The 14,017-nt window shown below is 52.7% G+C and carries 15 protein-coding genes and 2 tRNA genes; 11 read left to right on the top strand and 6 right to left on the bottom strand.

The genetic code is table 11. From position 1 onward, the window contains the following. Positions 1-157 precede the first annotated feature (157 nt). Genes Q8Q07_09035 through Q8Q07_09055 form a run of 5 tightly spaced genes read right to left on the bottom strand, consistent with a single transcriptional unit; the run spans position 158 to position 4,169 of the window. Positions 158-883, bottom strand: coding sequence for a cysteine synthase family protein (locus Q8Q07_09035; GenBank protein MDP3880430.1), 726 nt, complete (start codon positions 881-883; stop codon positions 158-160). Next, entirely contained in the window at positions 880-1,626 is a 747-nt protein-coding gene (locus Q8Q07_09040; protein ID MDP3880431.1) for a phosphoadenylyl-sulfate reductase, read from the bottom strand. Before Q8Q07_09040 ends, Q8Q07_09035 begins: the two co-directional genes overlap by 4 nt. A gap of 58 nt (positions 1,627-1,684) precedes the next feature. Further along, positions 1,685-2,641, bottom strand: coding sequence for a 4Fe-4S binding protein (locus Q8Q07_09045; protein ID MDP3880432.1), 957 nt, complete (start codon positions 2,639-2,641; stop codon positions 1,685-1,687). Between the two features lie 23 nt (positions 2,642-2,664). After that, positions 2,665-3,669: a cysteine synthase A gene (gene cysK / locus Q8Q07_09050; GenBank protein ID MDP3880433.1), complete on the bottom strand. Its 1,005-nt coding sequence runs from the start codon at positions 3,667-3,669 to the stop codon at positions 2,665-2,667. Positions 3,670-3,725: 56 nt separating this feature from the next. Further along, entirely contained in the window at positions 3,726-4,169 is a 444-nt protein-coding gene (locus Q8Q07_09055) for an Rrf2 family transcriptional regulator (protein MDP3880434.1), read from the bottom strand. A 250-nt stretch (positions 4,170-4,419) separates the two neighbouring features. Between Q8Q07_09055 and Q8Q07_09060 the strand changes: the two genes are divergently transcribed. The 11 genes from Q8Q07_09060 (at position 4,420) to Q8Q07_09110 (ending at position 13,222) form a co-directional block, all read left to right on the top strand. Then, a complete protein-coding gene (locus Q8Q07_09060) occupies positions 4,420-5,781 on the top strand; it encodes an SLC13 family permease (GenBank protein ID MDP3880435.1) in 1,362 nt (453 codons plus the stop codon). Between the two features lie 15 nt (positions 5,782-5,796). Then, on the top strand, positions 5,797-6,702 hold the full coding sequence (locus Q8Q07_09065; protein ID MDP3880436.1) for a universal stress protein: 906 nt from the start codon (positions 5,797-5,799) through the stop codon (positions 6,700-6,702). A 42-nt stretch (positions 6,703-6,744) separates the two neighbouring features. Next, a tRNA-Arg gene (locus tag Q8Q07_09070) sits at positions 6,745-6,817 on the top strand. A 59-nt stretch (positions 6,818-6,876) separates the two neighbouring features. Beyond that, positions 6,877-7,446 carry a pyruvate ferredoxin oxidoreductase subunit gamma gene (locus Q8Q07_09075; GenBank protein MDP3880437.1) on the top strand — a complete coding sequence of 190 codons (570 nt, stop codon included), beginning with the start codon at positions 6,877-6,879 and terminating at the stop codon, positions 7,444-7,446. A 6-nt stretch (positions 7,447-7,452) separates the two neighbouring features. After that, complete coding sequence (locus Q8Q07_09080; protein ID MDP3880438.1) at positions 7,453-7,743, top strand: 4Fe-4S binding protein; 291 nt, start codon at positions 7,453-7,455, stop codon at positions 7,741-7,743. Next, a complete protein-coding gene (locus tag Q8Q07_09085; GenBank protein MDP3880439.1) occupies positions 7,743-8,918 on the top strand; it encodes a transketolase C-terminal domain-containing protein in 1,176 nt (391 codons plus the stop codon). Before Q8Q07_09080 ends, Q8Q07_09085 begins: the two co-directional genes overlap by 1 nt. Continuing rightward, positions 8,915-9,862, top strand: a complete 948-nt coding sequence (porB, locus tag Q8Q07_09090) for a pyruvate synthase subunit PorB (protein MDP3880440.1) — start codon at positions 8,915-8,917, stop codon at positions 9,860-9,862. Before Q8Q07_09085 ends, porB begins: the two co-directional genes overlap by 4 nt. Then, positions 9,837-10,307, top strand: coding sequence for an NADH-quinone oxidoreductase subunit NuoE (nuoE, locus tag Q8Q07_09095; protein MDP3880441.1), 471 nt, complete (start codon positions 9,837-9,839; stop codon positions 10,305-10,307). The genes porB and nuoE overlap by 26 nt, the downstream gene beginning before the upstream one ends. A 19-nt stretch (positions 10,308-10,326) precedes the next feature. Further along, positions 10,327-12,183, top strand: a complete 1,857-nt coding sequence (locus tag Q8Q07_09100) for an NADH-ubiquinone oxidoreductase-F iron-sulfur binding region domain-containing protein (protein ID MDP3880442.1) — start codon at positions 10,327-10,329, stop codon at positions 12,181-12,183. A 25-nt stretch (positions 12,184-12,208) separates the two neighbouring features. Further along, positions 12,209-12,934 (top strand): 2Fe-2S iron-sulfur cluster-binding protein, encoded by a 726-nt coding sequence (locus tag Q8Q07_09105; protein ID MDP3880443.1) that lies wholly within the window; start codon positions 12,209-12,211, stop codon positions 12,932-12,934. Positions 12,935-13,145: 211 nt separating this feature from the next. Beyond that, positions 13,146-13,222 (top strand) — tRNA-Pro (locus tag Q8Q07_09110). Positions 13,223-13,750: 528 nt separating this feature from the next. Here Q8Q07_09110 and Q8Q07_09115 read toward each other — a convergent pair. After that, positions 13,751-14,017 (bottom strand): hypothetical protein (locus tag Q8Q07_09115; protein MDP3880444.1); only part of this gene is annotated, 267 nt, incomplete at its 5' end.

Consider the following 14,017-nt stretch of genomic DNA (forward strand, 5'->3'; position numbering starts at 1 on the left):
CTTTCTTCGATTTTGCGTACTGCAAGGCGGCATGTAGTATGGCCCCTGTTGTCGGCCCGACGGGAACCCCGTCCTTTCAGGCTAAGGCCATAGCTGTTTTGTACGCATCAACATCAGTCACAGCCACGGTATCATCTATTACCGACCTGTCCACGATCTAGGGGATGAACTCCTCGTCCAGACCGGTGATTCTCTTCATGCCCGGCAATTTATGGTTAGAGGAGGCAGGTTCTACGCCGATTATCTTGATATCAGGGTTCTGTTCCTTAAGAAACCGGCCAATTCCGCTAATGGTGCCGCAGGTGCCAAAACCGGCGAAGAAATAGTTAACCTTACCCTGTGTTTGCCGCCAGATTTCCGGCCCCGTATTCCGGTAGTGGGCCTGGACGTTCAGTTCGTTTTCGTACTGATTGGGGCTGACATAGCCGTCTTTGGTCGCCGGGCTCAGTATCAAGGCATTAACCAGCCCCCTGGCTCCTTCGGTAGGGAACAGGGGACAGAGAGCGTCATCAGCCTCGAAAAGTGTTGCGCCAAGGAACTTGAGGATTATCTTCTTTTCTTCCGGGATTCTTTCCGGTACGGCTATTTCTATCGGTATCCCCCGGGCATTGGCGATACAGGCGAGGGCAATGCCGGTATTGCCGGAGGATGGCTCAACAATGGTCCTGTCTCCCACTTCCATCCCTCTGAGCATCTCAAGGGCGATTCTATCCTTCACGGAGCCGAAGGGATTATATCTCTCCAGCTTCAGGTAGATGGGAAAATCCTGATTCGGATTGACCCTGTTTAACCTGACCAGGGGGGTCGGATTTTCCGTGCTGGCGATAAGCTGGGTGATATCAGAATAGACTCTCAGCTTGTGGCCTGGTTCTATATTTGTCATTTCAGTCTCTGAGTGTGGATACCACACTCCCCTCCACATTTACTGGTATTTTGCCATCTGCCATCACGCTCAAGTTCTCCACCAACATTGGAACATGGGGCGCAGCCCAGAGAGCGGTAGCCCCGGGCGTACCATGTATGAGGCTCAATGCCCCTGGTAGCCATGTACCGCCATATCTCGGCTTCGGTAAAGCTTAGAATCGGGTTTATCTTAATCAACCCGCCCTTCTCTTCAATTTCCTGGTAGTCTACCCTGGTTCTGCCTTCAGTGTTCCTCAAGCCGGTTATCCAGGCGTCGAGATCGCCGACGGCTATTCTGGTCGGTTCAACTTTAAGCAACCGGCAGCATTCATCCGGCTCCACTTTGTATATCGCCTCTCCTGTTCCGTTCAAAGTGAGTGCGGCTTTCTCCTTGAACTCATCGGCCGGCAACAGAACCACTTCCAGGGAATCATCCCGCAGAATCTCCGGAACACTATCAGCCACCATATAGACAGTGACATCGAGGTTCATTGTTTCGTTCATTCGCTTGAGGTACTCAAAAGTCTCTAACGGTTTAAACTGCGTCATTACCGAGAAAACTTTAATATCCGGCGCCACTTCCCGGGCGAGATTGACAGCGACCATACTGTCCTTCCCGAAAGAGCAGGCGACAGCTATCCGAGGATAGTTTCTTACCGCTTCCTCAATTAACTCCTTGGCGCGCTCGACCTTCCTCACTTCGGTCATCACTTCTGTCGTCATGGTTAATGTTACTCCTTTCCGTTTAATATCATCGTGATTGCGACTACTCGATGCCCTTTCAGGTGTACATATTACCTGCCGCCCAGTACTTTTTCCTCTCTTCAGGTGTATCAATAACATCCAGACCCAAAGGTCTGACCACCTCATCCAGGTATCCGGGGAGACCAAGGCGGAGAAGGGTAGCCCCGATTCTCTCTCTACCTAGGCTGTTAGCCTGGTACCACTCCGCGGTCTTCTCAATAAGGGCAAAACACTGCTCGTCAGTGGCCAGTTGAGCGATTTCATAGGCAAAGATGGGGTGTCTACCGTGTTTGCCGCCTACCCGGATGAGCCACCCCTTCCTCCCCGCAATCATGGCATCCAGCGGGCAGACCTTGATGCAGTCGCCGCAGTAGATGCACTTGCTGTCATCCCTGACCGGAAGGCCGTTTACCATGGTGAGCGCCTTTTCTTCACAGGTGGAGACGCAGAGCGTACAGCCATTACACAAGTCTTCTATCAATTCCGGCTCAGCCATACCCTGAAATCCCAGGTCCATCTCCCGGCTGCGGGCGCAGTCAATAGGACAACCGGAGAAGGAAATCTTGAATTTATGATGGCCGGTGGCAGAGCCAAAATAGCGCTTGTCCACCTCAATGCACATACCTTGAGTATCCATGAGGCCATTGGGATTATAGGTGCACCCGGCGCAGGCGGTCGGCACCCGGATACGCGGGCCGCAGGAAGCAACCGACCAGTTAATCTCCTTCAGCTCGGCGGCAATAGTATCGAAGTACTGGTAGTGAACATAAGGGACTTCTATGGACTGGCGGAAGGAGTTATGGATTTCTCCCCGTCCGTATTTTTCCGCAATCTCAGCGGCTTTACGTAGCTGCTCTGATGTCACCCTACCCCCGGGACAGCGCAGCCTGACCGTAAAGAGGTTCTCCTGGGTCTGCTTGATGAACCCCCCGCTCTTTAGCGTCTCAAAGTCCATCTTCAGTCGGCGGGATTCCTGTCTTAGTTTCGCATCCATCTCCGTAATTACTCCAGAATCAGTTATTTGCCCGGATAAACTTCCTGGAAAAGCCAGGTGGTCAGGTAGCGCTCACCGGTATCGGGCAGGATGGCCACGATAAGTTTGCCCTTATTTTCCGGTCTTTTGGCTACTTCCAACGCTACCCAGGCAGCCGCCCCGGATGAGATACCGGCCAGTATGCCTTCTTCCTTAGCCAGTCTCCTGGCAATGATGCCGGCATCCTCATTGGTCACTTTGACAATTTCATCAATTAAATCCGCTCGCAAAATGTCAGGGATAAAACCGGCCCCGATGCCCTGGATCTTGTGGGGTCCCGGTTTCCCCCCGGAAAGCACCGGAGAATCGACCGGCTCGACGGCGATTGCCTTAAATCCGGGCTTCCTCTGCTTGATAACTTCAGCCACGCCGGTGATTGTACCGCCGGTACCCACCCCGGATATCAGGATATCTACCTTGCCTTCGGTATCCCGCCAGATCTCCTCAGCGGTGGTCACCCGGTGTATCTCCGGATTAGCCGGGTTCTTGAACTGCTGTGGCATGTAGTAGTTAGTGTTCTCGGCGACAAGCTGCTCCGCCCTTTTTATTGCGCCGGGCATTCCTTCTGTCCCGGGAGTCAGTATCAGTTCAGCGCCGAAAATGGACAGCAGGTGTCTGCGTTCCATTGACATAGTGTCGGGCATGGTCAGAATTAGCTTATAGCCTCTGGCAGCGCAGACAAAAGCGAGGGCGATACCGGTATTACCGCTGGTAGGCTCAACGATGACCGTATTCTTATTGATAAGCCCCTTCGCTTCAGCGTCCACAATCATGGCGACGCCTATTCTATCCTTGACACTCCCGATGGGATTAAAAGATTCAAGCTTGGCGACTACATCAGCCTGAATGCCTTCGGTTATACGGTTTAATCTCACCAGCGGCGTATTCCCGATTAATTCGGTAGAGTCTCTGGCAATCCCCCTGGTGAGTATTGGTATCTCTATCGTCTTGTACCGGATCTTCTCAATTTTCTGTGCTGGCTTGTCCATCTTTCTGCTTATTCTCCTTATCTTTCAAAATTCCAGGAGCTACGCTGGCAGTTAATTTAGATATAATACATGACTTCTGCGCTCAATTCCTTTTTCCTCTGCCTCTCTACCAGGTCCTGCAGGGTAGTCGATTCCAAAACCCCATCCATCGCCTTCTTCAGTTCTCCCCAGATGTCACGGGGCACACACAGTTCTGAGCGACTACACAAATCCGGATTGTTGACGCATTCTACCGGAGCTATCGAACCTTCGAGGAGCTGAATAACCTCGCTCAGTTTTATTTCCTCAGGACGCCTGGCCAGGGAAACTCCACCTTTGGCGCCCCGCGCGCTGCGCAGGATACCGCCGGCGATGAGGGGAGCAATCACCCGTTCCAGGTACTGGAGTGGAATCTGCTGTCTCCGGGCAACATCTTTCAATAGTACCGGTCCCTCTCCCTGGTGAAGAGCTAACTCCAGCAAAGCCCTGGTGCCATACTGTCCTCGGGTGGAAATTTTCATTGGCTGCCTCCATATGTTGACTAATACAATCAACAAAGTACAGAATAGCCTATTTCAAGAGGATTGTCAATAGGTGATTAACGGTATTTAACGAAAACTTTACAAGTGTAACGAAATCTTTACAACAACTACCTTTGTGCCTACTTTCACTACAGGATATGTTCTGCTATAATAGCACTGTTTTTTAACTCCATCCGCTATATTAATCAATTGCTCGGAGAAGTAAAGCATGAAAGGATTTTCCAGATAAGTGGCAGCGCTAAGCCAAATCCTTGCTCTGGTAATCTTCATCTCCATGTTTATCGCCATTGTCATCGGCAAGGTACACCGTTATATCCCGGCTTTGATTGGCGCCGCTTTGACCTTAACTGTAGTATTTCTTCTCGTCTTACGAGACACACACGCAATAACCAGTGTTTTGAACCTGGGGCAGCTCACGCAGTTCAAGTTCTGGGTACCCGGTGAAGAACACATTGAATCTCAGGGCATCAACTGGCAGACCATCATCTTTATAGGCGGTATGATGGTAATGGTGGAGAGCATGGGAGAGACGGGATTCTTCCACTGGATATGCCTGCATATTGCCAAACTGGTCAATTACAGGATAGTACCCATATTGATTACCTTCATGCTGCTGGCCGGTTTCCTGTCAATGTTCATTGACAGCATCACGGTGCTGTTATTCATGGCGGCGGTAGTCATCGAGCTGGCCCGTCTGCTTAAGTTTGACCCCGTTCCGGTAATAATCGCCATGATTTTTGCCGCAAATACCGGCGGCAGCGCTACCATGAGCGGTGACCCGCCCAATATCATCATCGGCACTGCCCTGGGTTATACCTTCATTGATTTTGCCCGGAATACGGGTGTTATTGCCTGGGCTTCAATGGTATTAACAGTAGGATACTTTTACCTGATGTTCCGTAAGTCCCTGGCTGTTTCTCAGGCTGAAGCGGACGCCGCCGCCACACGGTACCCTGAACCTGGAGAGGTCATCTCTAACCCCTTCCTCTTCAGGATAAACACCGCAATATTCATCCTGGTAGTAACTTTAATAATTACTCATGCCGAGACCGGGATGTCAGTAGCGCTGATAGGTGTGATTGCAGCCTCTTTAACCCTGCTGGCTGCCTTTAAGAGAGCTCCGCATATTGTGCAGAGGGTTGACTGGCGTACCCTGGTCTTCTTTATCGGGCTGTTTATCGCTGTCGGCGGACTGGAGGAAACAGGTACGCTGAAGATGCTGGCGGAATATATTGGAGACGTATCACAGGGCAATATCGCCGTGGTGATACCTATCATCCTGTGGATTTCCGCGTCCGCTTCGGCTGTCGTCGATAACATTCCTTTTGCCGCGACCATGGTACCGGTAATAAAAGACCTCTCTTTGACGGCGGGCTTCCCCCTGCCGACGTTAGCCTGGACACTGGCTTTAGGTACGGATATCGGAGGTAATGCTACTCCCATTGGAGCCTCAGCCAACGTCGTCGGTACCGCCATTGCCGAGAAGGAGGGCCACCCCATTAGCTGGGGCGTTTTCTGTAAATATGCCGTCCCGGCGACTATTATGGTGCTTGCCTTATGCTGGTTGTTACTAATCGTCAGATACGCTTAATCAGGGGGTGAGAAAATGTTCGAGAGAATTCTGGTTGCGTTAGATGGGTCAGAACTGAGTGAGGTATCCCTGCATTACGCAACGGAACTGGCCGCAACTTTAGAATCGATGGTGGATCTGGTCTACGTATGTGAACCTGCGGAGACCGAGTACCGTCACATGCACCAACTCTATATTGAAAAGGTCGCCCAGCACATGAAGAGCCGTATCAAGGCTTATCAGCCAGGAACAGAGCTTCCGGCTTCACGGGTAAAACCGGTAATACTGGATGGGGAGCCGGCCGCTGAAATCCTCAACTATGCGGAAAAAAACGATATCGGTATAATTGTCATGGCATCCTACGGCCGTTCCGGCATATTACCCTGGCCATGGGGCAGTACCGCCGATAAGATTCTACACGCCGCTCACAGACCGCTGCTGCTCATTAAACCTGAGACGCCCGTGACTGAAAAAGAGCAGGGTAAACTACTAAGTAAAATACTCCTGCCGCTGGATGGGTCTAAAACTGGTGAAGCCGCACTACCCCATGTCAAGGAAATAGCCCGGAGAATTAAGACAGAAATAGTCCTTCTACAGGTAGTGCCTCTGGGACAGTATACTCACACTGTAGGGGGAACGAACTACGTTCTTTTCCCGGAGCAGGAGGTACAGAACTTGCAAGCAAGAGCCAAGGAATACCTTGAAGAAACGGCCGAAGAACTGAAAGGTACAAAGGCGACAGTGATGGTAGAAGTGAAGACCGGGCAGGCTGACCAGGAAATAATCAAGTTCGCTGAACATGAGGATGTCCGTCTGGTAGCGATATCAAGCCATGGCCGTTCCGGTCTCAAGCAGTGGATGACGGGCAGCGTAACTCATAAAGTTTTGCAGGCTAGCCATACGCCGGTGCTGGTGGTAAGAGTGCTAGAAGCAAAAGCGTAGCAATTTGCCCGGCACACCAGCTATGGGGTATTATGGAAGGGAGCCCCTGTAGCTCAGGTGGATAGAGCACCAGCCTCCGGAGCTGGGTGCGAGCGTTCGAGTCGCTCCAGGGGCGCTTTTCTAAAAGAGTAAATATAAGAGTGTCATATCTTTAGATTAAATCAGGAGGCTAATTTGATAGACACCGGCGGGCTTGTTGAAATCAGGTGGCACGGTCGGGGCGGGCAGGGTGCCGTTACTTCGGCCGAGTTGATAGCGCAGGCCGCGATTAATGAGGGCAAGTATGCTCAGGCGTTTCCCAGCTTTGGCCCGGAAAGAAGGGGCGCTCCGGTTCTGGCTTTTGACAGAATAAATCAGCGGGAGCCTATACGTATCAGGGCGGAGATAACCCAACCTGATGTGGTGATAGTCCTTGACCCCGGACTGTTAACCGTTATGAATGTCGCCGCGGGGCTGAAAGAGCAAGGTATAGTTATCATCAACACCAGGAAAACGATTGAGGAAATCAGGTCCGACTCCAAGATTAAAGCCAGTCTGGCTCTGGTTGATGCCACCAGCATCGCCCGTGAAGTGCTGGGGGTGCCTATCGTCAATACCACCATGGTAGGCGCTTTAATCAGGGCAACGGGTATTATCAAATTAGAATCGATGAACGAACCGATAGAAAAACGCTTCGGCAGACTTGCCGAGCGGAACATCAAGGCGATGGAAAAAGCCTACCAGGAAACCTTAATCGTGGAGTGATGATAAATGGCAAAAACTGAAGGTGAGTTGACCTGGAAAGACCTGGAGATTGGCGCTATCTGCACCGAGCCGGGGAGCGCCAGCCAGTACAGGACCGGTGATTGGCGTTCGCAGAGGCCGACCTATGACTTTAGCAAATGCATCAAGTGCGGCATTTGCTATATGTTCTGCCCGGAAGGCTGTATCGGGCAGAATGAAGAAGGGTATTTCCGGGCTAACCTGTACTACTGCAAGGGCTGTGGTATTTGCGCCCGGGAGTGTCCGACCAGGGTGATAACCATGGTAGAGGAGGAATAATGGCCAAGAGGGTAGGGATTGAAGTCTCCATAGCTATCAGTGACGCCGTCAAAATGGCTAACGCTGATGTTATTTCCGCTTACCCCATCACTCCCCAAACACATATTGTCGAGCACCTGGCAGAGCTGGTAGCCAATGGTGAGCTGGATGCCGAGTTTATTCCCGTGGAATCGGAGCACTCGGCGATGAGTGCCTGCCTGGGGTCTGCCGCCGTCGGCGCGCGGACTTTTACCGCTACCGCCGGTCAGGGACTGGAACTGATGCATGAAGTACTGTATGTCGCCTCTGCTATGCGTCTACCGATAGTTATGGCGGTAGCCAACCGGGCTTTATCAGCGCCGCTGAGCGTCTGGGGCGACCATTCTGACGCAATGGCGATTAGAGATACCGGCTGGATACAGATATTTGTTGAGAACGGACAGGAAGCTTTGGATAATATCTTCTGCGCTTTCCGTATCGCTGAGGACAAACGCGTTTTACTGCCGGTAGCAGTCCATCTCGATGGATTTCACCTATCGCACATGATTGAACCGATAATATTCCCTGAACAGAGCGAAGTTGACCGCTTCCTGCCACCCAACCAGTACCCCTTACCACTGAATCCTGACAAACCGGTGGCGATGGGTGATTTCGCCCCGCCAATCATCTATACCGAGGCGAAGTGGGCGCAGGAACAGAACCTCAGAGCCTCCAAAGAGATAATCCTGGAGTGCTGGCATGCCTTCGGGGAAAGCTTCCAGCGTCATTATTCTCCCGTGGAAACCTATCGCAGTGAAAACGCCGGGGTGCTCCTGCTGACCATGGGCAGTTTCAGTGAGACGGCAATGGTAGCCGTGGACAAAGTACGGGAAGCCGGTAAAGAGGTCGGACTGATAAAGCTCCGGCTGTGGCGGCCCTTTCCCTTTGAGGAACTCCGCCATGCGGTGAAAGGCGCTGACATCCTCATTGTACTGGATCGAGCCCTTTCTACTGGCGGGCCGGGCGGGCCGGTAGCCTCCGAAATTAAAGCGGCTCTGTATAACGAGCCTAAAAAACCCAAAGTAGTCAGCTTCGTTGGCGGCCTGGGGGGAAGGGATATCAGCGTTTCCGGATTTGAAGACATCATCAACCAGGGCATCAAGCTGGCCCGGAGGAAAAGCGGACGGGAATTCGAGATATTTGGAGTCAGGGAATGATTGATAAGTATTCGGTTTATGTGCCTCGACTGGCCACCAAGAAGGAGAAGTTCGCCCCCGGGCACCGCGCCTGCATCGGCTGTGGAGAAGCTCTGGCGGTAAGGTTAGCCTGTAAAGCCCTGGGTAGTAACATGATAGTGGTGAACGCCACCGGATGCATGGAGATCGTTGCTTCCCAGCTTCCCTACACTACTTGGCGTACTCCCTGGATACATACTCTTTTTGAGAATACGGCCGCCGTAGCCTCCGGTATAGAATCAGGACTCAAAGCCATGAGACGAAAGGGGAGAGCCCCGGATCAGGACATCAATGTTGTCGCCATCGCTGGTGACGGCGGTACCAGTGACATCGGGCTTCAGGCATTATCCGGGGCACTGGAAAGGGGTCACGACTTCGTTTACCTCTGTTTTGATAATGAAGCTTACATGAATACCGGTATCCAGCGGTCTTCCGCAACTCCTTATGGCGCTTCGACGACCACCTCCCCGGCCGGAACGGAGAGTATCGGGCAGTTCACCTGGAAGAAGAATATGCCGGCTATTGTCGCCGCTCACGACATACCCTATGTCGCCACCGCTTCTCCCAGCTACCCCTTCGATTTGATGGACAAGGTAGCCAAGGCAGCCGCCGTACAAGGGCCAGCCTACGTGCATATTTATTCGGTCTGTCCCACCGGCTGGCGCTGCGCGACTGACCTGGCAATCAAGCTGGGACGCCTGGTGGTGGAAACCGGTATCTTCCCGCTCTATGAAGTGGAGAACGGGAAATATAAAATGAGTATGGAACCGCCCCAGCTAAAATCGATAAAGGAGTACCTGAAATTGCAGGGGAGGTTCCGCCATCTCAGTGACGATACCATTGACATGATTCAGGAAAGGGTGAGAAGGGAATATTATAGTCTTCTGGAGAAAGCGGAACATGACAGCAAAAACCAAAGGGCTTGAGGCAACGGTTAATAAAGTACTGAAGAAGTACCGGAAGGACAAGGGGATGCTGGTCTCCATCTTGCAGGATATCCAGGCGGAATATAATTACTTGCCCAGGGAAGCCTTGAAGCAGGTCTGCGAAGGTCTGGTTGTTCCCCTCAGCCAGGTATATAGTGTGGCTACTTTCTTTAAGGCTTTCAGCTTGCAGCCCAGAGGGCGTCACTTGATTAATGTGTGTATGGGTACTGCCTGTCATGTCCGGGGGGGAATCCGGATCCTGGAAAAGCTTGAGCGCGAACTGGAAATCAGCTCCGGCGCCACCACCCCGGACCTCAAGTTTACCCTGGAAACGGTCAACTGTGTCGGCGCCTGCGCTTTAGGCCCAATCGTGAAAGTTGACGATGACTACCACGGAGAAATGACTACGGATAAAGTTGTCTCCGTGCTGAAGAACTATAGCTAGATATTGGAGGCTATTGCCCGTGGCAAAGATAAAGACCCTGGAAGAGTTAGAAATCCTGAGGAAATCGATAATCGGCAGGCGAGACCCTCAGAAAGCCAGCATCACGGTCTGCGGCGGCACCGGCTGCCATGCTCACGGGTGTGAAAAGGTAGCCGCCGCCTTCAAGCAGGCCATAGAGCAGCAGGATATGGTCAATAAGGTTGACCTGAGGATTACCGGCTGCCACGGTTTCTGCGAGCGGGGTACGCTGGTCGTCGTCAAACCTCAGGACATCTTCTATCAGAGAGTAAAGGAAAGGGATGTCCCGGTAATCCTCTCCGAGACCGTCGGCAAGGGTAATGTCATTGAGAGGCTGCTCCATACAGATCTGGAGACGAAGCAGAAAATAGCCCATGAACTCGAAGTCCCCTTCTACAAGAGACAGAACCGGCTCATCCTCGGTAGTAACGGCCTGATTGACCCCAGAGTGATTGAGGACTGTCTGGCTGTAGGCGGCTATACCGCCATGGCCAAGGTATTATCGACAATGACGCCGGAACAGGTCATTGAAGAGATAAAGAGGTCCGGCTTACGGGGCCGCGGTGGAGGTGGCTTCCCCACCGGTATCAAGTGGGAGACCACGCGCCGGGCACAAGGCAAGACCAAGTATGTCATCTGCAACGCCGACGAGGGCGACCCCGGGGCCTATATGGACAGGAGCCTGATGGAAGGTAATCCGCACAGCGTTCTCGAGGGTATGATAATCGGCGCTTACGCCATCGGCAGCAGCCAGGGTTATATCTATATCCGTAATGAGTATCCTCTGGCTGTAGAGAATGCCCGGATCGCCATTGAGCAGGCTCAAAGCTACGGACTGCTTGGGAAGAACATCCTCGGTTCCGGGTTTAGTTTCACGGTCAAGATAAACCGGGGAGGCGGCGCCTTTATCTGCGGCGAGTCCACGGCGTTGATAGCATCACTGGAAGGGTTTGTCGGTGAGCCCAGAGCTAAATACGTGCATACCGCGGAAAGGGGGCTGTGGGACATGCCGACCAATCTGAACAACGTCGAGACGTGGGCAAATGTGCCATTGATAATCAATCGCGGCGCCGGCTGGTATTCCAGGATAGGCACCGAGAACAGCAAAGGTACCAAGATTTTCTCGCTGGTGGGTAAAATCAATAATACCGGCCTGGTAGAAGTGCCGATGGGTATCACCCTGAGGGAGATTATCTTTGATATCGGCGGGGGTATTCCCGGAGGCAAGAAGTTCAAAGCTGTCCAGACCGGCGGGCCCTCCGGCGGCGTTATTCCGGAGAGCCTGATTGATCTGCCGGTGGACTTTGATGAACTGGCTAAGGCCGGTTCGATGATGGGTTCCGGGGGCATGATTGTCATGGACGAGAACACCTGTATGGTGGATATCGCCAAGTATTACGTGTCTTTTCTGGAGGGCGAGTCCTGCGGCAAATGCGTGCCCTGCCGGGAAGGTTTGAAGAGAATGCGGGAAATCCTGACTGACATCACCGATGGCAGGGGCGAGGAAGATGATATTGAACTGCTGGAAAGCCTGTCGGCGGCGTTAGTTGACGGCTCTCTATGCGCCCTTGGGCAGACAGCGCCCAACCCCGTGCTGACCACCCTGCGCTACTTCCGGGACGAATATGAGGCGCACATTCAAGACCGGGCCTGCCCCGCTGGCGTCTGCAAGGAGCTGATTACCTACTGCATCAATGAAGATAATTGCCCGGGCTGCGGGCTTTGTGTCAAAGCCTGCCCGACACAGGCGATTACCCTGCAGGGGAAACGGAAACCGGCCATTCTAGACCAGGAAAAGTGCATCAAGTGCGGGGCCTGTTTCGATGTCTGCAAGCTCTGCGCTGTAGATATCCGGTAGTCGAAATAAAGTAAGGTGGGTGGAGATGATAACGTTTACCATTAACGGCCGCGAGATAAAGGCGGAAGAAGGGATGATGGTGCTGGACGCTGCCCGGGACAATAATATCTACATACCGGCGCTGTGCGTCAATGAAGCGGTTGAGCCTTACGGCGCCTGCCGGCTCTGCATGGTAGAGATTACTACCGCCCGCGGCCGGCAAAGGCTGGTCGCCTCCTGTTTATATCCGGTGGAAGAAGGGTTGACGGTAAGGACGGACTCGGAGCGGATTGCCCACGTGCGAAAGACTGTAATTGAACTGCTGCTTGCCAGGTGCCCCGATTCAGAGGTGATTCAGGACATGGCCAGGCAGCTCGGTGTTGAAGAATTGCCCTTCAGAACGGAGGAGGGCAACAGGAAGTGTATCCTCTGTGCCTTGTGCGCCCGCACCTGCCAGGAGGTCGTCGGCGTGTCGGCAATCAGCCTGGCCAGCCGGGGTGTGACACGCCAACTGTCTACCCCGTTCTACGAACCTTCCGAAGCCTGTATCGGCTGCGGCTCCTGTGCTTATGTCTGCCCCACCGGCGCTATTGAAATGGAAGATACCGGGGATACGCGGGCGGTGCGCTGGCCCCACAGCCAGATGGAGTTCAAGATGAGGAAGTGCAAGGTCTGCGGCAGCTACTGGATACCGGAGCGGCAGATTGAGCATATCACCCGGCTAGCCGGGATTTCCCCGGAAGACTTCGATGTCTGCTATAGCTGCCGGTAACAGGGCAGCTTTCTTTTCTGCGTAGAACACGGATTTCCGGCGTTATTACCTTGACAATACCATTCCGGCGGAAGCCGGAATCCAGTGAGAATCATGGTGCCTCCTGGATTGCGTGTCAAGCACGGAATGACGAAACACCTATTTCCATAACAATGCCCGCGGACGGCAGGCATGTTGCCACCCGGCTGAACCTCTGCTATACTTCCAGATGCGGGGTGTAGCGCAGTTGGCTAGCGCGCAGCGTTTGGGACGCTGAGGCCGGAGGTTCGAGTCCTCTCACCCCGACCAGTTAACCGCCTGCGGGATGTATAACAACATAATCTTGACATCTCACTTCAGGCAATCTATATTTCAGGTAGTGGGTCAATTTGACTTGCTGTTTATCATAAACAGATTATGAATAGTAGAGGTGTAGAAATGGCAATAGTGACATGTAAGGCTTGTAATGGAACTGGAAAAGTAGGTGATGGCACAATTTCCGGGAAAAAAGTTCCTTGTCCAGCTTGCGGTGGGACAGGCAAACAAAGAATTTAGTATTTCACTTGAGTTTTACTGGTTTTTAACGCCCTGTGGTCTTGCCACAGTGTTCTCACGTCCCCGCCCACAGGGTTTAACGTCCTGTGGTGCGGAAAGTTCTTTACTAAGGAGGAGCCATCGCTTGGCTTCTGGATTGCTGTCACCGGAGCACTTATGAGTGGTATCGGTTCGCTTATTGGAGGAATAGCATCTCTTGTCGGTGTCCTGAGAAGACCTCGCAAATAGATATCTTCAGACTCCAGGGGATTAGTTGACATAAAGTTGCCTACTCTCGCCAGTTTAAATCCCCGGCTCCAGCTCCACATCCAGGGCCACCAGTATCCGGCAGACCATGCAGTAATAGCCAATGAGCGCCGTCAGCTCAACAATGGTGTGCTCGCTGAAAAGACTGCGCAGCCGGGCAAAGGTCTCGTTCTTAACCTTAATATCTCGCGTAACCTCATCGGTGTAGGCCAGAACGGCGCGCTCCTCTTCAGTGAACAGCTTTGAAGCTGACCAGTTCGAAATTTCATCAATCTGCTGCTGGCTGATGCCACATTGCAGACC

The organism is Dehalococcoidales bacterium, assembly GCA_030698765.1.
Taxonomy (GTDB): Bacteria; Chloroflexota; Dehalococcoidia; order Dehalococcoidales; family UBA2162; genus JAUYMF01.

Bases quoted from the DNA above. Each gene is read 5' to 3' on its own strand.
- nuoE (MDP3880441.1), top strand. From the start codon at position 9,837: ATGACAGCAAAAACCAAAGGGCTTGAGGCAACGGTTAATAAAGTACTG.
- Q8Q07_09085 (MDP3880439.1), top strand. From the start codon at position 7,743: ATGGCCAAGAGGGTAGGGATTGAAGTCTCCATAGCTATCAGTGACGCC.
- Q8Q07_09105 (MDP3880443.1), top strand. From the start codon at position 12,209: ATGATAACGTTTACCATTAACGGCCGCGAGATAAAGGCGGAAGAAGGG.
- Q8Q07_09080 (MDP3880438.1), top strand. From the start codon at position 7,453: ATGGCAAAAACTGAAGGTGAGTTGACCTGGAAAGACCTGGAGATTGGC.
- cysK (MDP3880433.1), bottom strand. From the start codon at position 3,669: ATGGACAAGCCAGCACAGAAAATTGAGAAGATCCGGTACAAGACGATA.
- Q8Q07_09035 (MDP3880430.1), bottom strand. From the start codon at position 883: ATGACAAATATAGAACCAGGCCACAAGCTGAGAGTCTATTCTGATATC.
- porB (MDP3880440.1), top strand. From the start codon at position 8,915: ATGATTGATAAGTATTCGGTTTATGTGCCTCGACTGGCCACCAAGAAG.
- Q8Q07_09040 (MDP3880431.1), bottom strand. From the start codon at position 1,626: ATGACGACAGAAGTGATGACCGAAGTGAGGAAGGTCGAGCGCGCCAAG.
- Q8Q07_09055 (MDP3880434.1), bottom strand. From the start codon at position 4,169: ATGAAAATTTCCACCCGAGGACAGTATGGCACCAGGGCTTTGCTGGAG.
- Q8Q07_09065 (MDP3880436.1), top strand. From the start codon at position 5,797: ATGTTCGAGAGAATTCTGGTTGCGTTAGATGGGTCAGAACTGAGTGAG.
- Q8Q07_09045 (MDP3880432.1), bottom strand. From the start codon at position 2,641: ATGGATGCGAAACTAAGACAGGAATCCCGCCGACTGAAGATGGACTTT.